Annotated in this window: 30 protein-coding genes; 1 reads left to right on the top strand and 29 read right to left on the bottom strand. The window is 54.1% G+C overall.

What is annotated here, in order from left to right; all coding sequences use genetic code 11:
* Positions 1-19: 19 nt before the first annotated feature.
* The 29 genes from ACG2XO_RS04870 to ACG2XO_RS04730 form a co-directional block, all read right to left on the bottom strand.
* Positions 20-331, bottom strand: a complete 312-nt coding sequence (locus tag ACG2XO_RS04870) for a hypothetical protein (protein ID WP_410499698.1) — start codon at positions 329-331, stop codon at positions 20-22.
* 196 nt (positions 332-527) lie between these two features.
* Positions 528-1,019 carry a phage virion morphogenesis protein gene (locus tag ACG2XO_RS04865; RefSeq protein ID WP_410499697.1) on the bottom strand — a complete coding sequence of 164 codons (492 nt, stop codon included), beginning with the start codon at positions 1,017-1,019 and terminating at the stop codon, positions 528-530.
* 98 nt (positions 1,020-1,117) lie between these two features.
* Positions 1,118-2,434, bottom strand: coding sequence for a phage minor head protein (locus ACG2XO_RS04860; RefSeq protein ID WP_410499696.1), 1,317 nt, complete (start codon positions 2,432-2,434; stop codon positions 1,118-1,120).
* Entirely contained in the window at positions 2,421-3,989 is a 1,569-nt protein-coding gene (locus ACG2XO_RS04855) for a DUF935 domain-containing protein (protein WP_410499695.1), read from the bottom strand. The genes ACG2XO_RS04860 and ACG2XO_RS04855 overlap by 14 nt, the downstream gene beginning before the upstream one ends.
* Before the next feature lie 14 nt (positions 3,990-4,003).
* Positions 4,004-5,623, bottom strand: a complete 1,620-nt coding sequence (gene terL / locus ACG2XO_RS04850; protein ID WP_410499694.1) for a phage terminase large subunit — start codon at positions 5,621-5,623, stop codon at positions 4,004-4,006.
* On the bottom strand, positions 5,623-6,132 hold the full coding sequence (locus ACG2XO_RS04845; protein WP_410499693.1) for a DUF1804 family protein: 510 nt from the start codon (positions 6,130-6,132) through the stop codon (positions 5,623-5,625). Before ACG2XO_RS04845 ends, terL begins: the two co-directional genes overlap by 1 nt.
* Positions 6,132-6,353: a hypothetical protein gene (locus ACG2XO_RS04840; RefSeq protein ID WP_410499692.1), complete on the bottom strand. Its 222-nt coding sequence runs from the start codon at positions 6,351-6,353 to the stop codon at positions 6,132-6,134. Before ACG2XO_RS04840 ends, ACG2XO_RS04845 begins: the two co-directional genes overlap by 1 nt.
* Complete coding sequence (locus tag ACG2XO_RS04835; RefSeq protein WP_410499691.1) at positions 6,340-6,549, bottom strand: TraR/DksA family transcriptional regulator; 210 nt, start codon at positions 6,547-6,549, stop codon at positions 6,340-6,342. The genes ACG2XO_RS04840 and ACG2XO_RS04835 overlap by 14 nt, the downstream gene beginning before the upstream one ends.
* On the bottom strand, positions 6,542-7,153 hold the full coding sequence (locus ACG2XO_RS04830) for a hypothetical protein (RefSeq protein WP_410499690.1): 612 nt from the start codon (positions 7,151-7,153) through the stop codon (positions 6,542-6,544). The genes ACG2XO_RS04835 and ACG2XO_RS04830 overlap by 8 nt, the downstream gene beginning before the upstream one ends.
* Positions 7,150-7,362, bottom strand: coding sequence for a hypothetical protein (locus ACG2XO_RS04825; RefSeq protein ID WP_410499689.1), 213 nt, complete (start codon positions 7,360-7,362; stop codon positions 7,150-7,152). The genes ACG2XO_RS04830 and ACG2XO_RS04825 overlap by 4 nt, the downstream gene beginning before the upstream one ends.
* Before the next feature lie 185 nt (positions 7,363-7,547).
* Positions 7,548-8,069 carry an N-acetylmuramoyl-L-alanine amidase gene (locus ACG2XO_RS04820; RefSeq protein WP_410499688.1) on the bottom strand — a complete coding sequence of 174 codons (522 nt, stop codon included), beginning with the start codon at positions 8,067-8,069 and terminating at the stop codon, positions 7,548-7,550.
* Positions 8,070-8,192: 123 nt separating this feature from the next.
* Positions 8,193-8,768 (bottom strand): hypothetical protein, encoded by a 576-nt coding sequence (locus ACG2XO_RS04815; RefSeq protein ID WP_410499687.1) that lies wholly within the window; start codon positions 8,766-8,768, stop codon positions 8,193-8,195.
* 30 nt (positions 8,769-8,798) lie between these two features.
* Positions 8,799-9,245, bottom strand: a complete 447-nt coding sequence (locus ACG2XO_RS04810; RefSeq protein ID WP_410499686.1) for a Mor transcription activator family protein — start codon at positions 9,243-9,245, stop codon at positions 8,799-8,801.
* Positions 9,242-9,700, bottom strand: a complete 459-nt coding sequence (locus tag ACG2XO_RS04805; RefSeq protein ID WP_410499685.1) for a gp16 family protein — start codon at positions 9,698-9,700, stop codon at positions 9,242-9,244. The genes ACG2XO_RS04810 and ACG2XO_RS04805 overlap by 4 nt, the downstream gene beginning before the upstream one ends.
* A gap of 66 nt (positions 9,701-9,766) precedes the next feature.
* Positions 9,767-10,675 carry a recombination-associated protein RdgC gene (locus ACG2XO_RS04800; RefSeq protein WP_410499684.1) on the bottom strand — a complete coding sequence of 303 codons (909 nt, stop codon included), beginning with the start codon at positions 10,673-10,675 and terminating at the stop codon, positions 9,767-9,769.
* Between the two features lie 9 nt (positions 10,676-10,684).
* Positions 10,685-11,377: a DUF2786 domain-containing protein gene (locus ACG2XO_RS04795; RefSeq protein ID WP_410499683.1), complete on the bottom strand. Its 693-nt coding sequence runs from the start codon at positions 11,375-11,377 to the stop codon at positions 10,685-10,687.
* 103 nt (positions 11,378-11,480) lie between these two features.
* The gene (locus tag ACG2XO_RS04790) at positions 11,481-11,756 is read right to left on the bottom strand and encodes an HU family DNA-binding protein (protein WP_410499682.1); all 276 of its coding nucleotides are present in this window, start codon (positions 11,754-11,756) and stop codon (positions 11,481-11,483) included.
* Between the two features lie 94 nt (positions 11,757-11,850).
* Positions 11,851-12,069, bottom strand: coding sequence for a hypothetical protein (locus ACG2XO_RS04785; RefSeq protein ID WP_410499681.1), 219 nt, complete (start codon positions 12,067-12,069; stop codon positions 11,851-11,853).
* 1 nt (position 12,070) lies between these two features.
* A complete protein-coding gene (locus tag ACG2XO_RS04780) occupies positions 12,071-12,691 on the bottom strand; it encodes a DUF3164 family protein (protein ID WP_410499680.1) in 621 nt (206 codons plus the stop codon).
* A complete protein-coding gene (locus ACG2XO_RS04775) occupies positions 12,691-13,029 on the bottom strand; it encodes a hypothetical protein (RefSeq protein WP_410499679.1) in 339 nt (112 codons plus the stop codon). Before ACG2XO_RS04775 ends, ACG2XO_RS04780 begins: the two co-directional genes overlap by 1 nt.
* Entirely contained in the window at positions 13,022-13,222 is a 201-nt protein-coding gene (locus ACG2XO_RS04770) for a hypothetical protein (protein ID WP_410499678.1), read from the bottom strand. Before ACG2XO_RS04770 ends, ACG2XO_RS04775 begins: the two co-directional genes overlap by 8 nt.
* On the bottom strand, positions 13,219-13,455 hold the full coding sequence (locus tag ACG2XO_RS04765; RefSeq protein ID WP_410499677.1) for a hypothetical protein: 237 nt from the start codon (positions 13,453-13,455) through the stop codon (positions 13,219-13,221). Before ACG2XO_RS04765 ends, ACG2XO_RS04770 begins: the two co-directional genes overlap by 4 nt.
* A 1-nt stretch (position 13,456) precedes the next feature.
* Positions 13,457-13,756, bottom strand: coding sequence for a hypothetical protein (locus ACG2XO_RS04760; protein ID WP_410499676.1), 300 nt, complete (start codon positions 13,754-13,756; stop codon positions 13,457-13,459).
* Entirely contained in the window at positions 13,753-14,079 is a 327-nt protein-coding gene (locus ACG2XO_RS04755) for an XRE family transcriptional regulator (protein ID WP_410499675.1), read from the bottom strand. The genes ACG2XO_RS04760 and ACG2XO_RS04755 overlap by 4 nt, the downstream gene beginning before the upstream one ends.
* Positions 14,066-14,704 (bottom strand): hypothetical protein, encoded by a 639-nt coding sequence (locus tag ACG2XO_RS04750; protein WP_410499674.1) that lies wholly within the window; start codon positions 14,702-14,704, stop codon positions 14,066-14,068. The genes ACG2XO_RS04755 and ACG2XO_RS04750 overlap by 14 nt, the downstream gene beginning before the upstream one ends.
* On the bottom strand, positions 14,704-15,438 hold the full coding sequence (locus ACG2XO_RS04745) for an AAA family ATPase (protein ID WP_410499673.1): 735 nt from the start codon (positions 15,436-15,438) through the stop codon (positions 14,704-14,706). Before ACG2XO_RS04745 ends, ACG2XO_RS04750 begins: the two co-directional genes overlap by 1 nt.
* Positions 15,439-15,477: 39 nt before the next feature.
* Positions 15,478-17,595, bottom strand: a complete 2,118-nt coding sequence (locus ACG2XO_RS04740; RefSeq protein ID WP_410499672.1) for a Mu transposase C-terminal domain-containing protein — start codon at positions 17,593-17,595, stop codon at positions 15,478-15,480.
* Positions 17,592-17,999: a hypothetical protein gene (locus ACG2XO_RS04735; protein ID WP_410499671.1), complete on the bottom strand. Its 408-nt coding sequence runs from the start codon at positions 17,997-17,999 to the stop codon at positions 17,592-17,594. The genes ACG2XO_RS04740 and ACG2XO_RS04735 overlap by 4 nt, the downstream gene beginning before the upstream one ends.
* Positions 18,000-18,208: 209 nt before the next feature.
* Positions 18,209-18,496 (bottom strand): helix-turn-helix domain-containing protein, encoded by a 288-nt coding sequence (locus ACG2XO_RS04730; RefSeq protein WP_410499670.1) that lies wholly within the window; start codon positions 18,494-18,496, stop codon positions 18,209-18,211.
* Between the two features lie 225 nt (positions 18,497-18,721).
* Between ACG2XO_RS04730 and ACG2XO_RS04725 the strand changes: the two genes are divergently transcribed.
* On the top strand, positions 18,722-19,168 hold the full coding sequence (locus ACG2XO_RS04725) for a DNA-binding protein (protein WP_410499669.1): 447 nt from the start codon (positions 18,722-18,724) through the stop codon (positions 19,166-19,168).
* Positions 19,169-19,304: the final 136 nt, after the last annotated feature.

Below are 19,304 nucleotides of genomic sequence, written 5' to 3'. Positions count from 1 at the left end.
GTTTGACGAAGTGATCGAGTTAGGTCGGCTCACGTCGCTCATAAGTTACTGGTGTTCCAGTTACGGTCACATAGAGGAATGTGCCATTGCCAAATGCCTGCGAACTTGTTGTGACCTTAACACCAACAATTGCATTAGCCTCGGGTGGCACGAGTGAAGCCAGTGCGTCAAACGCCCCCTGAACACCGGGTTCCTTTTTACCAAAAGCACCAACAACGCTTTGTAATATAGATTTCTCTGAAATCTGCACAGACTGATAAGCCCAAACCAGCGGGTACATAGTTTGAATAACACACCCTTCTGGCAAATTGTCTGTTGTCACCATTAGCATTTAATAAACTCTCTCTATAGTTGAAATAACAGCATCAGATCGGTACACCATCTAAATTGCCGACTCTCATCGTACCTTCCGAGAAATCAATGCGTAATTTGGGCGTTAAACCCGCGTTAAAAACGCAACACTACTCAGCAGGCATGCCATCGCAGCCCGCAACTCATGCCAAGCGCGCTAACGTCGTTTATGCGACTCAACCACCAATCACCCCGCGCAGATACTCTGAGACCGTAAATTCAATCTCGGCCTCATCGTCTGGCTGCAGCACCAAGAATGGCCGCGCGGGTATTTTCGACCCCGGATGCTTCACTGACTTGGCGTAGCGATTACCAAACTTCAACGCTTTGGCATTGCGCGCCACGATCAGGTGTGGACGGGTCTGACCACCGAACTGGTGAATGGCTGCGTATTTGACATTCGTGCCAACCTTGGCACTGTTCGCGTCACTGCTGGGCGTGATGCCAGCGGCGAGTCGGCCAGAATTTTGCAGAATTTTTCCACCGGAGCGACCCGGCGGCTTTAACCCTTGCCAGCGCGGCCTGCCTTCCTGAGCAAAATTCTCTTCGACGGCATCGAGCATGATGTCGGCGATATTGCGCATCAGCGGCGCGGGGCTTGCGGCGGCTCTGGCCAGCCGGTCAAACAGGGTCTCCAGCCGGGAGGTATCGATTTCTATCTGGATCATGGCTATACTCAGTTATGCCTCGGAAACACGGTGAATCTCCCGGCCGTAGGACGTCGCAAGACGGATCGCGTGAGAGAAAGTGGGAGTCTCTCCCGAGGCTACTTCCTGATCAGGTCGTTTTTCACGACCGTGCCTCGTTTCATGGCCGCTTCTGCGGCATCTCGATTGCTTTCCCGGAACGACGTTAAAAAAGTGGCCTTGCCGGTTTTGGTCGATTTCACTGCCGCGTGATAAACCCGGTCGCCTTGCTGCACAAACACCAGACTTTGCTCGCCATCCTGTACGATCAGTTGCGCACGCTCGATCACGTCCTGCACTCGCCAATAATCGGCTAATCCGATGTCTTGCCCCTCACGCGCCACCAGTTGCTTGCTCAACGTATCGTCCGATAACCAGACAGTTTGCGTTTCGGCACGCAGCAATGTTTGATATTCCGGCGACAGAATCGCGACGGGGTAACGCTGACCCACAGCCAGTTGCTCGCGCGTTGCAGCAGTCAACTCACGCGAGCTGGCCGATGGCATGGCTTGCCGCAGCTTGCCCACCGCACCGTCCAGTCCGCGATACCAATCCGCAAATGCCGGGCCGGTGAGCGTGCCTTTGACGTATTGCCGCGCCGTGTCCGGGTGATATTTGTCCAGCTCTGGCTGATAGGCCGCACGGCCGGGGTTATAGCCAAAGCCCGCATCGGCGGTGAACACTTCGCCAGATGGCGTTGTATAGCTTGGCACTTTGCGCGTGGTGCCTTTCTTGTCGATCAATTGCTCGGTTTCACCCATTCGACCTTCGCTGCTGCTCGTTGCCAGCTCCTTGCGCTCGATATCGCGCTGGCTGCGGGTGCGGACACGGCAACGGCAATTCCAGCCATTGGGCGGGTAGAAACTACGCCAGAATGGATCGTCGTAGCGAAAGATTTTTCCGGCCAGTGTCCGGTGGCGCGGGCGGGTGCGGTTATCCAGCACCGCGACATATTCCCACCACGGGCGCGATCCGGCGCTGGCCAAATGTTCCTGGTAACGCCCGGCGCTGTAGGCCGACTGCATATTGGTACGAAAGATTGTTTCTAGGCGGCGCGGATTGAGCCGCTTGCCGATCACTTCGCCCGAAGTCTCGTCGACAATCTGCCCTTTGCCCCACCAGCCTTTTTGCTTGAGCGTTGGAATCAGATTGTTTTTGAATTCCTGCAGCGTACCGCCGTTCTTGAGCAATGCATCCAGTTCGCCCCGGATGTCCTGTAGCACGTCGAGCTTGGTAACGCCTGCGACGGTAAACGCCCTGGCATGCGCCTCTGCCCACACGTCTTGCCATTTGAAACCAATGGCGTAACCTTTGCCCTCGAAATATTCAATGGCTTTTTCTGGCGGCAGGCCGATGGCAAAGCCTAGATCAGGCAGAGCCGTTTCAGCTTGCGGCATTGATTCGCCCCCAGACATCGGCGACAAACAGCGCCTTGGTCAGCATCGCCTGCAGTTCGCCATCGTCCAGCTCTGGCCACGCACTGGACAGCGCTGCCTTGACGGCATCCGGGCTATCGCCAGCCAGAATCTGCTGCATCAGCGGTGCCAGCAACACTTGCATCGCTTCATCCAGCGCAGGCAGTCCGGCAGTATCGAGTGTGTGCTGATCGGGGTAAATCACTTCGCCCTGGGCATTGCTCAATACCGCCCGATACTTCGCATCGGCAACGGGCAAACTCGGCTTGGCAGGAGTGGTTTGCGAAGCGGCTGGTTTGAGTACTTCATCGCCATCTTGCGCATGCGGAATGGCAAGTTTGTCGTGCAGCCAATCGTTGCGTACCCGCAAGCCCATGTCGACCAGCTTCGGCAACGATTCAGCGTATAGCTTCAGATCACCGGCCTCGCGGGCATCAAACACAAACTGCGGAGAACGGCGCGGATCGGCGCTGCCCGCATTGATCGCCAGCAGTGGGTAGATCAAATCCCGTGTCATTGTGCTGGCCAACTGGCGCGCGTCGGACACCATCAAGTCATGGCGCACCTCGTTATGCACATTGCCTAGCGCATTGGTACTGGTTTTGCCATCGGCCTGACTGGTCAGTGTGCCGCCCAGAATCGCCTTGGATTCCGATTTCTCGCACCAGTCAATCATCGCCAGAAACGGCTCCGACGATCCCTTGGCCGCTTCCTGAAACTCAATCAGCATACCTTCCGGAATAATGCCCGCTGCGTTATGGCCGATGCTGGCCACGGCCTGTAAGAGCGTCGATTTTTCGGCATCGGTGCTGCCGCTCGGGTATTTGCCCAGGCGCAGTGGCAGACCATAGATTTCAAGAAACTCGGCCAGATCGCGCACTGAATAGTTTTTGAACAGGTATGGCCACGCCAGCACCCGGTGCAGGCCAGCGCGCGTCAGATACCCTGACTTGGCCTTGTGCTTGTGAACGATCCAGCCAAATGGCAACAGCTCGGCACCCTCGGTCGAATTATCACGCAGGCGCAGTGCATTGCCATCGTGCGGCAGTGTCTTGAACCAGCGCTGCGGTCGGTGTTCCAGAGTGGCTGGCAGCCAGACATTGCCCAAGCGCTGCCATTCGATTTCCAGCGCGGCAAAGCCGTGGCCGACACCATCCAGGCAGTCGAGCAGCACGTCTTCAAAGTCGGCAATGTCCTGCAGCCATTCATTGACCATTTCGGCCTGTTTTTTCTCGGCGGTTGTTGCATTGCGCGGCGGGTCGACACGCCAGTCCAGCGTCAGCAAGGCACGTTTACGTTTGCTCATTTCGGCAAAGACGTGTGCGTCTTTTTCTTCGATGTCGCAGAACAAATCGGCCTGCGCGGACAAGTCGCCTTGTTCGGCTTGCTCAAGAATCCGCGCCAGCCGTTGCGGCGTCAACCCTCGGGACGGATGCTGGGCGAACTCGCGCGGCAGATTGCCGAGCCTGGACGATTGCGGCTCGCGCAAAGTCGATTGCTCAAAGGGATTGCCATAACGATCCAGAATTTTCGGCATATTTGTCACCATTTTTACCAAGCACCACCACCGCCAAAGCTGGCGTGACTTGTGACTGGGGTGTAATCAATCTGGCCAAAGCCCGTGGTGGCGGCCATCCAAAGCATTTGCAACGCATCAGGACCATCGTCGTGATCTGCCATCGGGAAGTGCTTGAGCTGATCAATTAGCGTGGACTGGCTAGGGTGCAGGCGGATCAAGCCATTCGCCATGTGCGGCTGTATCGATTCAATCCGCAACACCTTGTCGGTGTTCGGAATCACCGCACGCGCAGGAACGGGGATACCGGCTACAGCGGCACGCTTGACCAGCTCAGTGCGCAAAAACTCTTGGAACTGCACCGATTCAACCACCCACAGCAGGCAGCGATACTCGCGCTGCATAGCGATCACATCGCTAATGATCTTGTCGGGCAAACGCTTGCGAATTGCTGCCTCGACCACATCAAGCACGCCGGTATTGCGGTTAAAGCCGCCAACCAATAAAGCACTCGGGTCACGGCTTGCGCCTTTTTTGCCCAGTGATGGATCGCAAGCGCCGTAGAAAATCCAATCAGCAAGCCGATTGACCCAGAACTGGATGCAGCTCGCAAACGGAGCGGCATCACCGGCCACCGGATCGTTTTGATATTCGGAGTCAAACGCAGCATGCCCATCGCGCGCCCGAATTTTCATCAGCTTCTCAATCGGACGAGCTGACCAGGACACCGCCGAGCCTTCATCCATCTGCGATTTTTTAGCCGCGTAAAATGCATCGGCCACATCTTCGCCATCATTGCGAAGCAGCTCTTCCCAGCGATCCCACAAATCCATGCGGTCAGGCCAGCGCAGCACAGCTTTGAAGCGTGCCGACTTCCAGAGCTTGTTATTCAGCGTTCGGCTCAACACCGAGTCGTAGTGCAAGATCGTGCCGATGTAGACCACGTCAAACTTGGCTGCAGCACCGCCCAAAGGCAGCACGGTTTTAGTCAGCCAGCCCTGTAGCTTATCGCGCTGATCCGGGTTTCTGACTTGCTCGTCATTCTCGATATCGTCCAGCACGGCCAGATCGGGTCGATGCGGGCCATGTCGCAAACCGCGCAGTTTTTTACCCGAACCCGCCACCTGCACTTTGGCATCGTTGCGCGTCACAATCGTACCGGCTCGCCAAACTCGGCCTTGACCAGCAACCTCGGGAAAGTCCATCGCAATGCGCGGATTGAATTCCAGCTCGGCCTTGATCGCCTCCAGCATCGGATACGCCTGATCGATACTGTCCATCACGATGACTGGATATTTCTTGCTCCCAGTCACCAGACACCAGATGACAAATAACTGCGAAACCAAAGTAGATTTGGCCTCGCCACGCGGGGCGGCAATGGCATCCGTTTCGCTTTTATCGCTGGCGACAATTTGCGGCAAACGCGCAAACAGATGCTCATGCAACTGGCTGCGCTCGGGAAACTTCACATAGTGCGGAAAGTAATTTTCGACGAAAAAAGCATAGCCATTGACCGGATCAAACACCTGCAAACGGCGCTGTTCCTGAGCGGCTGGAGTAGGATCAAAACCGCACACCTCGGCCTCAATGGTGCGGCGCAAATCGGCGGCCAGCGCCGCCAAATCCTTAAGAAAATCGTTCTTGTTCTTAGCCATCAGCCAAACCTTTTCGCCACTTCTTTACCGAATGGTTCCAGCACCTCCAGCAATGCAGCGGCATGTTGTGGGTGGTGATCTCGGGTAAATGCAGCCAAAGCCTGCAACACTTCCATTGCGGTTGCCAGCTGGCTGGTTTCAGGCAGGACACGCTTGCTGGCGGCAACGGTCTTGTTGTACGAATCAGCAAGGCTGGCCAGCATATTGACCCGCGCCATTGCCGTTAATTTTTCTTCGCCATCGCTCGCGTTTAACGCCTCCATTGCAGCCTGATACTGCAACAAAAATCCCGCCAGCATTTGCCGGGCAAGCTCTTCCATGCTGCCACCGGCCAGCGTTTGTGCTGCGCGCGATTTGTCCCAGTCGTCACCATCTTCCAGTGCATCGCTTTTCCAGCGACGGGCAGTACCAATCGGCACATTGCACTGCAGAGCAGCCATTTCGATGGGCTGCTGATCAAAGATATATAAGCGCCGCAGCTTGTCGCGGGTCTCTTGGGGATGCGCCATTACAGGAGTGCCCGTTTCAAAACTTCCACGATCAGCGCCGTGCCCACTGCAGCAACAGCACCGCCAATCGCACCCGATTTAGCTGCACCGATTTCGACCTGGCGCAAACGCTCTTCAATTCCGTCGACCCGCTCAGACATCGATGTTTGATTGGCAATAATCATGTCGAGCTTGCCTTCCATACGCCCAAGCATCAGGGCTAATTCATTATTTTCTGGCATGCTCAAAATCCTTTTGGCAATCAATACAACGGGTACAGTGTGGCGCAGCCTTGCGACGGGCTTCGGGGATGGGCTCGCCACATTCGTGGCAACCCAGCGAAGTCACGGTGGAGGCTGGCTGATCAAGTGCCTTGCTCAAAGCCTGCTCGCGCTGCCATTGCTCCAGATCTGTAGCGCGATCAAATACGTCACTCATGCTGCACCTCAGCCGATTCGGTTGGATTGTGATGCCAGTCAATCAGGCCGCTTAACTGGCTTTCGATGGCGCGGCAGCGAGTGGCGTTGTCGATGTGGTTGGTGAGGATGTCGGATTGGGTGACGCCACTGGGGTAGAGGCCGTCAGCTTCTTCGGCGGCACTGGCTTGATCAGCAGCACCGCTGGCGGCTTGATCGGCTTGCTCGATACCATTGGCGGCGTTCCAGTCATGCACGAAGCCAGTAGTAAACACACAAGCAGGCAAAGGGACGGGAGTAGCATTTGGCGCGGGGCGATAGACAGTCGTGACACGTTGGATATTCCTTGAAAGTTGAACACGGGTTTCGGCCAGCGCATTGCGGGCATGGGCTAATTCAATACTGATTGCATTGGCGCGTAACTCGGCGGCATCGCGACCAGCTTGCGCTGCCACAAACGATGCAATCACTTCGTCTTGGCGCTCAATTTTTAAATCTGCGATCTCATTTTTCGCATGGGCGCTTGTCCAATCCCATGCCACATAAGCGCCAACACCAAAGCCAGCGGCACCGATACCCAAACAGACCAAAGCTTTTACTGCCACCGCTTTCGGATCTAGCATCATTCCACCCCCGACTGTTTGATCGCCCGAGCCACCATCGCGGCCACGGCCACATAGGCATACCAGCTGGCAGGCAGTAGCTCGCGCAAGGCGGGCAATTGCTCGGCCAGAATCGCCAGCACCGGAATCAGCGCCAACAGACGGATACTCCAGAAGCGCCAGAAATACCGTAGATTTTTGATCCACTCCATTCGGTTGGGATTGGGTCTCATCGTTTCGCCCTCGCATGATTGCGGCGCTTGGCAGCAGCACGCTTTACAGCGCGAACGCCAGAAAAGGTATGTGGAGTAAGACGACCTTTACCCTGACGGCTTGGAATTGTGATGCCAGGAATCATCCAAGACCCCCAAGGAGGCTGCGGCAACATGCGCAGAACTTTGACTAGAAAATTCATGGTTCAGCCCTCCCACAATGCAGAGCGCACCGGCTGCATACCGCTGGCTAACCAATCTGCTACGTTAAAGCCGGGGCATGTTTTCAGGTACTCATTGGGGGTAATCGTGCCATCGCCGTTTAAATCGGGCGATAGATCACGATGCCCCACGATTTGAGCTGCCGGATGCTTGGACTGTAAAGCACGCACGAGGGAGCTGAGTGCATCCCATTGAGCTTTGGTGAATTTGTCAGTGCCAACCATACAGATACCAATGCTGTCGGCGTTGTGACCCGCAACGTGCGCACCGATTTCATCCAGCGCGCGGCCTGTCTGTTTGAGCCCATCGCAATCAATGACAAAGTGATAGCCGAGGGCAAACAGCATCGGATTAAATGCTTCGCGCGCAGTTTTATCACGCTTGAAACCACGCGCTGAATGCCAGATATCAATGCAGGCGGCTGCGGTTTTTCGCAGGCCATCACCCAGTCGTTTGCCGTTCTGGCTAGCTGAGCAGTGAATAACAATTTTTCGGGTAGTGCGCATGACAGGCTCCGTTAGAGGATGCCTGTCATTGTTGCTTTATGCGCGTGGCGGGATGCCGGGGATGGGGTTCAGTGGGTTACTCACAACTGGATCAGTATTAACTCAATCCGGCTGCTGATTGGATTATTTGCCATTCTTAGATATTAAAGCCAATCCGAGTGAGCAACGAGCAACAGCATCAGCTTGGACAGGCGCGAGACGGGTCATATCCTTGGCTCGCGAATCAGATACGGCCTCTAGTGTCAGACGCGATAGCACTACAGCATCCTGACAAGCCCAAAGTATATCGTGGATTTTTTTGCCTTCTTCACTCATTCGATCAGGCCATACTTGTCCCATCGTTCTTAATGCAGCAACAAATGCTGGCATCGCCTCTGGGTTGCCCGATGCTTGCTTCATCGTACCGTTCACAAGAACAATTGTGGCTAATGTTCGTTTGGCTTGCTCATAACCTGCGATTTCGGGTTTGTCAGGAAATTCACCCCACGTTGTGGTACTACGCAAGGTGTTGTAATACGTTTCCATCAATTTGGGGTCTTGGGCTTCTTTTGCCAATTTGAATCGATTTAATTCAGTCTGCAACGCTTGGTTTTGTGTTTGTGATGTCGCAAGTCCATTTTTCAGTTGCTCAACTTCTTGCGAATTACCACAACCAACCAATGCAGTAGCCAAAAGAACTGGAAATACAAAACGTTTCATAATTTAGCCTTTGAGTTTAACCCCAAAAGCTTAAAATAAACTGACTTGCTCCGCACGTAAAACTTCAGGCTCTTTCAGAATCTCCCACACACGGCGGTCGCTTAGTCCATGATCGCGAGCCAACTTGATCACTGCTCGAGCGGCGCTTTCTTCGCGAGTATAGGCATCAAAATCCGACCGAATCAGTCGATTGCGTATCGCCCGTAATGTGGCTTTGCAGCTTGGGATATACACCACATCATCGCCACGATAATGCTTAGCCAAGGCCGCCATTTCCTTGTAGCCAATTATTTCAGCCATTGCTTCGTAATTTGCCTGACCTTCGCGTCGCTTGCCTTGTGGTACCAGCAAGCTAGTGCCGCCATGCGATTCGATTAATTTCACCACAGCGGTAAGACCAATCACACGCACCAGCTCTTGCGCCGTTGCGGGCAGCAACTGAAGATCATCTTGAGATAGTTGGTCGAGGCCGATCATGATGCTTTCCGTTGTTGATTAGAAGCGGCCTTTCGACCGTTGCGTTGCAAGTCATAACTCAGCGCGGCCACCAGCTTGCCGAGTCCTTCAGCTGTCGCAAACTCCAGCGCGTCGACCTTGCAAATCCGCTGCACCATACTTTGGCTGGTGCGGCCTGTGCTGGTCAGGTATTCCCACGGATAGCCACGCTCAGCCAGCAGAGCTTCAATCTTGCGCATCAGCGCGGCTTTGCCTGCAGCGGGCTTGGCTGGTTTTTTGCCATGTTTCGGGCTTGCCTTGGGAACAAAACCGCAGCTTTGCATGTGGCCTAATACCGCCTCAGCTTGCTTCACGCTCAAGTCCTTACTTGACGTCACCCCAGCGATATTTTTCAGCATCGCACGATAAGCATCGTCATCCATCATCAGCTCTTTTTTAGCGATTTGGATTTTGGCTAAAATCTTCCGATCCAACATTGTTATCCCCTTAAATTCACTTCGCATAACCCGCTGCTGGCAACGGGCTATACGCAGGAAATTAATTTAGCGCATCACCTCGCCTCCCAACGCATCCAGCAACACAGGAATAAACCCGCGCAGCTCGCCGATCAGTAGCGCAAATTGCGACTCAAACAAGTCGTCTTGCGTTTCGGCGTCCATGTCTTTCAGCTCGTCGGCAAGAACATCCAGCATCGCCAGCGACTTGATTTCCATCGCCTCGGTGAGCGTAAAAGTCAGGCGCTCGCCAAAAGCCAAACTGAGCTGTGTCGCGATTTTGCCGACGCTTAAGTGTTGACGTACTTCGTCGCAATCCATCACTTGGCGTTTAAAGCGCGCAATCGCGCCGTCGTCGCCCGGTGCTTTCAGCTCGGCGTATTGGCCGAGCGAGAACGCATCTGGCGTTTCATTGGTCAGCCAGTCAGTCATTGCGGCAGCGGGGCTGATTTCGGTATCGATCAGGCGCGTCGGCAAGCTGCCCAGCGTTTCACGCAGGGTAGAAAGCAAAAACTCGGCATTGGCCGCGCTGCCCGCGTCGACCATCACCAGCCCGTTTTCCAAATCGATCAATGCACGCGATACACGGGAACGAGTGAAGGCGCGCGGAGTCAGCTCTTCGACAATCCGATCTTTCAATTCGCGCTGTTCTTTGCGGCCACATTTACGACTTTCGGCGGATTCAATTTGCTCGACTCGGTAATCCAGCTCATCTTTGATGACTGCGGCAGGTAAGACTTTTTCTTCTGACTTAAGGCAGACCAGCGCAGCATTCTGGCGAGCAAATGCAAAGTCATCGGCGGCAAACTTGGCCGGAGCAATCCAGCCATGCGCATCCATATCCATGCTGCCGCATGGCACAAATGGGCGCTTGGCCAACTCGGCATTAATCAGTTCAGCGGCCAGTGCGTGATCTGCAGCCAAGCGGTAAATCTGTAGATTTCTAAACCAAAGCATATCGCCCCCTTAAGCCAGCAACGCTTGCGCGCCACCTTGGCTACCTACTCCATGATTGAGCTGGGCTTTTTTGCCTGCTTTTTGGCCAGCAGTCAGCGCATCCCAATCCTTGTCTTTCAAAGCCCGATCCTTATTGCGATCTGTCGCATCCAGCTTTTTCAACGATTCGCCATATTTCTGAGCAACAAAAGCATCGATTGCCGCCTTGTTGGCTTCCGAACCAGCGAATACGCTGACTTGGCGAGATACGGACTGCACCCAGCCATGACAAAACAAATCGGCACGGCGAGTCTTGCTGGTCGTTTTTAGGCGTTTGCATTCTGTCTTGGTGAAGGCTGCACGCTCTTTTTTGACCTGACGAAACAACACCTCAAAGGCATATTGAGCAACCTCGGCAGATGCGCCGCAGCCAATAAACTTCCAAGCCCCAGCACTCCAGCCCTGTGAAAAAATCAGGCGACAACCAAATGCATTGGCCACAATGTGCGCGAGGTTGTTTTCCCATATTGCAGGGGAGTTTTTTGCTCCTGCTTTAGCACTGGCTTCAGCTGCCTCTGCAGCCAACAACGTGTCATCATCAACGCCAAACTCAGCCATTAATTTCTGCGCCATCTTGAGCGCGGCTGCGGCCTCATGCTCGTTAGCGCTTTTTGAAAGTGCCAGACACTTTCTGATCTTGCTGATCGCTGTTGCTTTGTCCATCTTCAGCTCCGTGAATAAATTGATAAGAGAAGCATCTGGCCAGATTCACTTCGCATAGCGGCCTGAATGTTTGAACCCATCCAAGCCGCTATACGCTGGAAACCTAGCGATTCGCCCAATCTTTCAGCGGCTTGGCTGCGGTGAATTTGACAGTGCGTTTGGCTTCGATCTGGATGGTTTCGCCGGTACGTGGATTGCGACCTTTACGAGCAGGCTTTTCGCTTACGCTGAATTTACCCACATCAGGAATGCGGATTTCGTTACCGGCTCGCACTGTTTCCAGCACGGCGCTGGTCAATGCATTCAGCGCATCCTCGGCTTGGCGCTGGGTCAAATCGGCATTGGCAGCAATGAGTTGAATGAGTTCTGGCTTGTTCATGGTTTTGCTCCTTGTGAGCGTTAAAATTTGGTTTCGGTTTGCGGCTGATTAACGCCAGCCGCCTGCGGTTGTTTCTGGCTACTTCGTGTTTCATCTAGCTGTTTTCTAAAACGGCAAGTTGCCTTGCCAACCCCAATGCATTGGTAACTTTTTCAGTGACATCAAGCTGCTCGGTCAAAGCGTTTCCACATCGACGGAATGAGCGTTTTCCACACTGAATCTCTTCTTTGCAAGTTGTTGGCATTGTTTTTTGCTTCACCTTCACCAGCCCATGTGAGGCGCATTGAGCAGTCCAATACTTAGCGTCAGCCATCTCACGCCCCCGCAATGTCGAGTGGTATGGCTTTGTACTGGTCGGTTTTTCCGATCCGCTCGTACACCCGCACATAGCTGCGGCTGCATTGCACGGTGAGCGCGTCGGCGACGGCTTGCATGGCCAGATTCCATTTAGGGTTTTCTGATTCGATACTGCGCAGTGACAGCACGGCAGAGGTGCTGATCTGGCCTTTTTTATCGACCTTGAACGCGCGCTCGACGATGGCGCGCATTTCGGGGGCGGAATGCTCCGACCATTCGCGCATGCATTCGTCGATTAGCACTTTGGCGGCTTGCAGTCCCTCATCAAATGCCAGCACGTCCTGAATATTGCGCTGGATTTTGTAACGGCCGTCGAAGCTAAACAGTGAGATATTGCCTTTGCCCGCCGCGCCACGCATCGTCACGCCGTAACGGCTGGCGCTTTGGTCGAGAAAGTCGCCAATCTCGGCAAATGCCACCTGTTTGAATTTTGTCAGCTCGCCCGAAACCTGCTTGGCCTGCGCGGCCAGACGTAACACCAGATCGTCACGTAGCAAATCAATCGGCTTAATCGTTTCAATCGGCACTAAATGCCCCTTGGCATCTTCGCGGTATTTTTCATTCACGACATCGCTCATCATTTCATCCTCAGTTGTTGTTTCACTTGCTCAATCCCGGCGCGGGCTTTGGCTTTGCGCTCTGGATTCCAATAATCATCGCCACTGTCGGCGCGAGGCCGATATAAGGGCTTGTTGCCGTGGCGGCTTAAATCCTGTTGCTGGTATGGCTTTGGCGGTGGCAGTTCTGGCACGGCACGATCCGCCACGCTGTGCATCGTTTCGGCAATCACCACCAATTCGTTTTGGTAGTTTTGCCAGACTTTTTGCCGTGCCATTAGCCGATCAACACCTTGCGCCACCATTGTTTCGACTGCTGCCGCCAATTCCGCTTTGATATGGGCTGGCAAGTCATGCACGCGGGATGCTCCGATCAAGGCTGAGCGGCAAGTCGCATACGTCGAGATTTGCTTTGGCCGCTGCCCGATCCTCAACCCCATGCCGCGCCTTGCGTTTGGCCTCGAAAGCGGGACGGTAAGTCGTCATAATCGCGATCTCAACTTCAATGCGAGCGCGGCGCTGCATCTCTAAACCAGTCAAAACTCGGCTCATGATTGATCTCCCCAGACCAAAGTAACGCCATCCAGCTTGGCGACATTCATACCGCGTACTTTGTGAATGCGCGGTGGCACCATTGCTGCAGGCGGCTCAGATTCAAGGTGCAAGCGCATATCGCCGTTATCAACGCACATCGTCAGCACACCGACACCTTGCTCGCGTAAACGGCGCAGCACCTTATTGCCAAGCTCCAACTTGCAATTAAAAGCATCATTAAAAACTTTCATTTCAAAGCACCTCCGCTTCCCACCATTGCACCAGACAGCCATCGATTTCGGCATGCCACAGTAATTGCTTGCCGTTTTCGCCATACTGTTTGCCCACAGACTCCGCACCATTCGCTTTCAATTCCTTGATTAATCTGGCCGACCGAGGTGCATCAATCAGCACTGTGGGCTTGTTGCGATACCCCGCGTTTTGTTGCAGCAATGTGCCTCCGCGACGCAAACAATGCCGCATCACTGGGATGATCCGTTCGGCATCCGCGAGTACATCTTTATTTGCGGGTAATTTGTCACGCGCACTCATGCTTTCACCTCCGGTTTGTGCGTGCAGCGCTGGCAGGCGCGCCAGTACGCCATCTTCAGCGGGTTGTGGGTTGGCGCAGCTCCGTTGCCTGTTTCCTGGCAAGCCTGTCTATTGATGTTTTGACCCACGTAAGGGCAGCGCACAGTATCCAGACGTTGCAGTACTGCTTTTTCAATGTGGGCTGTTGATCCTGGATATTTGTTCGCCAACACCAAGCTGATGCTGGTGCGGCTGTAACCCAGTTTTGTTGCCACTGCGGCAATATTGCTGGCTACAGTGGCGGTTCTCAGCAATTGCAGCCAATGCGGTTCAGAGTTCGTCATGATCGGGAGCCTCCTGCCACACCACCTTGCCCAGATTCGGGTCGTATACGCTCTTTGTGCGTTGAATCATTGGTGGGCGAGGGCCGCTGTAGCGCGTCGGATCGAAGCGATATCGACTAGGGGTTCCGCCGTTACCGTGCCCTTTGCCCTTGCTTTGTCTGATCAGGTAGCCAGCGTGCGACAGATTCCTGAGGTAGTCATTTGCCGCTGTTTCCGCCACGCGAACTTCATCGGTCGAAGCAAGTTCGGCCAACTCCAGATGATTGAAGTCGCGCCCAAGAATGCGCATCGTTCGCCACATCTGTTCTTGTGCCCGGCCTTGCTGAACTGGCTGGCCATCGCGCTGCAACCGTGGCGCTTCCAGTCCGTTGTCACGGATCAAATGCAGGATTTTTTCCTGACCGATTACCGCTGTATCGTCGAGTGCCGCGATATAGCCGCCCTTGTTTAGTGCCAGTAGATAAGTCTGAACAGTCGCGGCTTCGATCTTGCTGGTACTGGAGATTGAACTGATGCTGAAGCTGTCGCGCAGCAGTCGCACGGCTTCCCAGATGCGCTGACGTTTGCTTTTACCACCTTTCATTTCTAGTTCGGCGGACTGACGCTTGTGCCGGGTTGCAGCCATTACGCAGCCCTCCGGCGTGGTGCATCACCGGTGTATAGAGGGCGGTCACCCCACTGATGGCGGCTCACCGTATCCCAGCCTTCAATCAGAGCCGTATCCTGCACATTGACCAGATTCACGCTGACTCGGCGTACCGATCCATTGCTGATGCTCACCAGATGCTGCAGCAAATCATCACCAATCTGCACTTCCGGGCTATAAATCGGTGCCAGTTTCTGCGCATCAGCCAAGCTGACCGGAGCAGCGGGCAACCAAGAGAGTACGCGCCCGTGAAAACGCTCATATTTTTTCAGCTTATTGGGCAGCATTTCTTCGCCAACCAGCAGCAGGCTGGATTGACTGCCTTCGTAGATATCGCGCACCAGTTCCACTTGGCTGGCGTGAGCGGCGGCATAATCAAATTCGTCTAGGATCAGCGGGCGATTGCTGGCCGCCAATTGCTCGCAGATCTGATCCAGCAATAGGGTGGTGCGGCCTGCCGGTTTGATACCCATTTCAAACAGGATTTTTTCCAGCAAATCCTTGCGCGTCCAACTGCTGCGCATCTGTACGTAGTAAGCGCGGCTCCGATTGGCAACGCAGACAGTGGCTGTTGTTTTGCCAAAGCCGCTAGGGCCGTAATACACCGCCAGTCCGGGCAGGCCATCCTGCCGGTTCACCAGTTTTTCCATCACTACCGCCACCAGATCAAGGTTGGCGATAGGGGCGATGCGGTTGACGCTGACTTCACTCATGTTAGAGAATCCTTACTTGGTTGGTGGTAATTGCACAACTCACGCTGCGGCCTCGACCGCTGCAGCGTGTTTCAAACTCATCACTTTGAATTCATGACTCTTGGCATAGCTGGCCAGCCATTTCGTTTCTCTTTCTGATAAACCTCCCTGTTGCTGCAGCTGTATGTGCAGCGCAATGCGTTCCTCCGGCGAGCTGGGTACGCGAAATCCGGCATCTTCAATAGGCAACACCTTGGCTTCGCTGACCACCATCGCTTCGCGAGCGATTGGCATACGCTCGAATGCGCCAGCAATCTGAGCGCCGGTAATGCCTGGCAGCACCTCGGCTGGAGCCAGCGTGATCGTTGTTCGGCGTTCGGCTTCGGCCAAATCGATTTTGTTTTGCCCGCGCTGAACCATGCCGTCGATCCGGGTGTCGCGCAGTTTTTCCACGTAGGGCTTCGGAAAGGCATCGACTTTGTTGCCTTCAAATTCGGCTTCGCAAACGAACACACCTTCCAGCGTGCGGATCACTACACGCTCGGCATCGTGAATGTCGTAACCAACCTGAACTTCCTGCCCGTCGACCAGCATCAGTGCTTGACTGAAATAACTGTTGTTCCACAGCGAAACCATGCCCCGGCGCGCAGTGCGAATGACATGTGGGCGGAATAGTTCTCGCAACGTCGCTTCATCCAGCATCTGGTTTTGCTTGGGCGGATGAGCCAGCCAGAATTCGTTGGGTGTCATGTGACGCCCGTTGCGTTTGGGCAGGGCGCTATGGCGGTGATTGGCGTTGTAATCCGCAACAGCCAGCTCTAACGCGTCGATGAATTGCTTCCAGCTTGGCAATGGCACTTTGACATCTGTATTGGCCTTTTGCGCATTCAAGGCCTTGCTCACGGCGCGAATTGCCAAGCGCAATGTTTCCTTGTCTGCACCATGCCCGTGGAAAGTGTCAGACTCTCGCGCCAGCGGAATAGTCAGCGTTTGCCACAAACGCTCAATCAAACCACGGCCTTGCGGATTGCCTGGTATACCGGTTTGGTGGTCAATGCCAAGTCGGCCAAATAGCCCCACCACTGGTGCATCCAGCATCTTGGCGGTTTCACCCGCGCCGTTATCGCTGTAATAAATCAGTGGCAATGGATGGCTGCAGGCCGCGTGACGCAAGGCATCTGCCACCGCTAGCACGTTCTCGGAAAAGCTCACTGACCAGCCCACACACTTGCGGCTGCGTGCATCCAGCATTAGAGTCACCTCCGGCTGGAAAGGCTGACCATGATCGGGGTGAGCCACTTTCATTTTCATACCGTGACCATCACCGACCCAGCATTCTCCGGTCTCAAATACCGTCCAGTCACGGTCAACATAAGGCAGCTTGGCTTTCAAGGCCGCACCGCTGTGCTGCAAGCGATACAACACTTCAGGTGGCAATTTTTTCAGGAAGCGACGCACCGCGTGCTCCGAAGGAATCTCGCCCTCAGCCCATTCCGCTTCAAAAATCTTGTAGGCTGCAGCCACGGTTTGACCCTGCTTAGGACGCCAGCAAGCGATAAACTGCGGAGCCCAAGACGGGATCGACATATCTTTTTCGCGTTTTTTGGCCGCAGTTGAGCCTGATTTTTCCAGATCAAACCAACGCTTGATCGTCCGGCTGGACGCCACTGCGCCGCCATCCTTGCGACCGCGAGAATCCTCGGCACCGGCAAACATTCTGGCCAGCGTACCGGTCGGTTCTTTCATCGCTTCGATGCGTACCGCGCTGATCGCCGCTTCCTTGCCCACGCCACATCCGACCATCACGCGCTTGATCGCTAGCAAAACACCTTTGCGACAATCGGCCTGCAGCTGCTCTGCGGTGGTTAGTTGTAATTGCGCTTCATTGGCTGCTTTGACTGGCACCGACGCATCGACCGCTTTCAAAGCAGCCGGAACCGGCAGGCTTTGCGCTTTAGCGACTGCGCCTTGCACGGCGCGGTCGCGGATTTGCGCCATGATTGCAGGCGGTGGGGCATATTCACGGCGAGTGCCGCCCTTGCCGGTTACTTCGATGTATGCCCAAACATGCCGCTCAACAAATAGCAGCATGTTTTGGCGTGAATTTGGTAGACCATCCAGCTTCATAACTGCTAGTTCACTGGCGCTGTAGTGGGTTTTGATTACCGCTTGATTCATGCTCTTTCACCTGCAAACAAATCCAGCTCAGGCTCGGCCACCTTAACCACATTGGCACGGTGATAACTAAACCCGCGCAATACCAGATCAATCGCTTCCAGCGTTTCATCCAGCGCGGCTTTGCCTTGGTAAAACTTGATCAGTAGCGCGATGGCATCGGCCTGCTGTGCTTGTAAATCCAGCGTCTCAACCTGATCCGCCTTGCGGCCAATCGGCAACTCAATCGGCATCCGTCCAGCTGCCAGAGTCAGGTAATTGCTGACAAAATTCGCTCCCGTCAAATGCTCGAATTGCAAAATCCGGTTGGCAGGCATCACGCCTTCCGATACCCAGCGCGAATAGGTCTGCTGCGTAGTCCCCATCAAATCCCACATTTGCTTCGCGGGGCGGCGGAGAACCTCCATTGCGTGATCGCAGTTCAAATTGAACGCATCCTGCAAAGACTCTGGGCGCTTTCGTTTCCAGTTTGTTTTACCTACTGGCATGTTTTTGGCTCCGGGTAATCCACTTCTAGTGAGACCAAGAAGTGCGAACTAGGCTGAGACTTCCTTAGACTGCGTGAGACTTTTCACAAATGAGCACATTGCTTGTGACATTAATCGCGCCAAGTGCATTAAACTGTCATGCATTCATGCAGGTCGCGATTCACTTCGGCCAAGACTTCGGTAACTGATTTAACCGGGGCGTATCGGCTCGGCCAGATCACTTCTGGCTCACAACCGATGGCGTCCGCGACAATCCGTTCCACTTTTGGCCACGAGCGATCCATGACGTTTTTAAGCGAAGTAGGGCTGTAGCCGTTGGCAATGGCCAATGCCCGCATGCTGTGGCCACGTTTATGCAGCGCGGCGGTGATGTCGGCACGGTGCCAGTCTTGGGTAACGTCGCAGGTGTTTGTCATTTTTAAGTGCCTCTTTCGTTAGCTAATGAGTGAATGTTAAGTGTAACGAAGTGACATGTAAAGCGTGTCACTTGTGTTTTGCTGGAGCCTTGCTTGTTTTTTGCGTAAGCATTTGATTTTAAATACTTATAACCTTGATAAAAAACTGACATTTATGCGTGTCAGTTAAGCGAGAGTGACTGACACGTGAAGAGAAAGCTATATAGCGCCTCAGAAATCGCAAAAATGCAGATACCTGGACTACCAGCATCGAGACAAAATGTTTCCGTTCGAGCTGAGCGCGAGGGCTGGTACAGTGAAGAGCGGATTGGTATTGGGGGGAGGAAGAAGGTCTACGAGGTGCCAGAACGTTACCTAAGACGCTTAGAAGACCAAGCTGGTGAGCCTGTAGATCAGCAAAGCAAGCCGCGTATAGCTCGCGTGCCAGTCAATCACTCAATGCAGCGCGAACCTATGCCGGAGATCGACGCGAGCGCCTTTATTGGTACCGAGGGAAGAGAAGAGAAGTTGCGTATCCTGGGCGCGATTGATGTGCTGTTGTATGACAATCGCCTGACCATGCCGATGGATAAGAAGCTGCGCCTGACCGATCTGATTTACGAGCACTTCAAGCAAACCGGCCAGTTCGATGACGAGCAGATCGTAGCTTTACTAAAAGCGGCAACTATGTGAAAGGTAAAGAATATATTTATACGGTAATATATCGTATTGACATTTGATATATTTGGTCTATATGCATGAGAGCATAGGCGTCCATCAAACGATGGACACAATCCGCGATATGTTCATCAGCGCAGTATGCCCAGAG

It is taken from the genome of Chitinibacter sp. S2-10 (genome assembly GCF_046530675.1).
Classification (GTDB): domain Bacteria; phylum Pseudomonadota; class Gammaproteobacteria; order Burkholderiales; family Chitinibacteraceae; genus Chitinibacter.
The sequence above is the reverse complement of the archived record's forward strand: the minus strand, read 5'-3'. Positions and strand labels throughout refer to the sequence as shown.

Coding starts and splice junctions, on each gene's coding strand:
- ACG2XO_RS04870 (WP_410499698.1), bottom strand. CDS start 331: ATGCTAATGGTGACAACAGACAATTTGCCAGAAGGGTGTGTTATTCAA.
- ACG2XO_RS04865 (WP_410499697.1), bottom strand. CDS start 1,019: ATGATCCAGATAGAAATCGATACCTCCCGGCTGGAGACCCTGTTTGAC.
- ACG2XO_RS04860 (WP_410499696.1), bottom strand. CDS start 2,434: ATGCCGCAAGCTGAAACGGCTCTGCCTGATCTAGGCTTTGCCATCGGC.
- ACG2XO_RS04855 (WP_410499695.1), bottom strand. CDS start 3,989: ATGCCGAAAATTCTGGATCGTTATGGCAATCCCTTTGAGCAATCGACT.
- terL (WP_410499694.1), bottom strand. CDS start 5,623: ATGGCTAAGAACAAGAACGATTTTCTTAAGGATTTGGCGGCGCTGGCC.
- ACG2XO_RS04845 (WP_410499693.1), bottom strand. CDS start 6,132: ATGGCGCATCCCCAAGAGACCCGCGACAAGCTGCGGCGCTTATATATC.
- ACG2XO_RS04840 (WP_410499692.1), bottom strand. CDS start 6,353: ATGCCAGAAAATAATGAATTAGCCCTGATGCTTGGGCGTATGGAAGGC.
- ACG2XO_RS04835 (WP_410499691.1), bottom strand. CDS start 6,549: ATGAGTGACGTATTTGATCGCGCTACAGATCTGGAGCAATGGCAGCGC.
- ACG2XO_RS04830 (WP_410499690.1), bottom strand. CDS start 7,153: ATGATGCTAGATCCGAAAGCGGTGGCAGTAAAAGCTTTGGTCTGTTTG.
- ACG2XO_RS04825 (WP_410499689.1), bottom strand. CDS start 7,362: ATGAGACCCAATCCCAACCGAATGGAGTGGATCAAAAATCTACGGTAT.
- ACG2XO_RS04820 (WP_410499688.1), bottom strand. CDS start 8,069: ATGCGCACTACCCGAAAAATTGTTATTCACTGCTCAGCTAGCCAGAAC.
- ACG2XO_RS04815 (WP_410499687.1), bottom strand. CDS start 8,768: ATGAAACGTTTTGTATTTCCAGTTCTTTTGGCTACTGCATTGGTTGGT.
- ACG2XO_RS04810 (WP_410499686.1), bottom strand. CDS start 9,245: ATGATCGGCCTCGACCAACTATCTCAAGATGATCTTCAGTTGCTGCCC.
- ACG2XO_RS04805 (WP_410499685.1), bottom strand. CDS start 9,700: ATGTTGGATCGGAAGATTTTAGCCAAAATCCAAATCGCTAAAAAAGAG.
- ACG2XO_RS04800 (WP_410499684.1), bottom strand. CDS start 10,675: ATGCTTTGGTTTAGAAATCTACAGATTTACCGCTTGGCTGCAGATCAC.
- ACG2XO_RS04795 (WP_410499683.1), bottom strand. CDS start 11,377: ATGGACAAAGCAACAGCGATCAGCAAGATCAGAAAGTGTCTGGCACTT.
- ACG2XO_RS04790 (WP_410499682.1), bottom strand. CDS start 11,756: ATGAACAAGCCAGAACTCATTCAACTCATTGCTGCCAATGCCGATTTG.
- ACG2XO_RS04785 (WP_410499681.1), bottom strand. CDS start 12,069: ATGGCTGACGCTAAGTATTGGACTGCTCAATGCGCCTCACATGGGCTG.
- ACG2XO_RS04780 (WP_410499680.1), bottom strand. CDS start 12,691: ATGAGCGATGTCGTGAATGAAAAATACCGCGAAGATGCCAAGGGGCAT.
- ACG2XO_RS04770 (WP_410499678.1), bottom strand. CDS start 13,222: ATGAGCCGAGTTTTGACTGGTTTAGAGATGCAGCGCCGCGCTCGCATT.
- ACG2XO_RS04765 (WP_410499677.1), bottom strand. CDS start 13,455: ATGAAAGTTTTTAATGATGCTTTTAATTGCAAGTTGGAGCTTGGCAAT.
- ACG2XO_RS04760 (WP_410499676.1), bottom strand. CDS start 13,756: ATGAGTGCGCGTGACAAATTACCCGCAAATAAAGATGTACTCGCGGAT.
- ACG2XO_RS04755 (WP_410499675.1), bottom strand. CDS start 14,079: ATGACGAACTCTGAACCGCATTGGCTGCAATTGCTGAGAACCGCCACT.
- ACG2XO_RS04750 (WP_410499674.1), bottom strand. CDS start 14,704: ATGGCTGCAACCCGGCACAAGCGTCAGTCCGCCGAACTAGAAATGAAA.
- ACG2XO_RS04745 (WP_410499673.1), bottom strand. CDS start 15,438: ATGAGTGAAGTCAGCGTCAACCGCATCGCCCCTATCGCCAACCTTGAT.
- ACG2XO_RS04740 (WP_410499672.1), bottom strand. CDS start 17,595: ATGAATCAAGCGGTAATCAAAACCCACTACAGCGCCAGTGAACTAGCA.
- ACG2XO_RS04735 (WP_410499671.1), bottom strand. CDS start 17,999: ATGGAGGTTCTCCGCCGCCCCGCGAAGCAAATGTGGGATTTGATGGGG.
- ACG2XO_RS04730 (WP_410499670.1), bottom strand. CDS start 18,496: ATGACAAACACCTGCGACGTTACCCAAGACTGGCACCGTGCCGACATC.
- ACG2XO_RS04725 (WP_410499669.1), top strand. CDS start 18,722: ATGCAGATACCTGGACTACCAGCATCGAGACAAAATGTTTCCGTTCGA.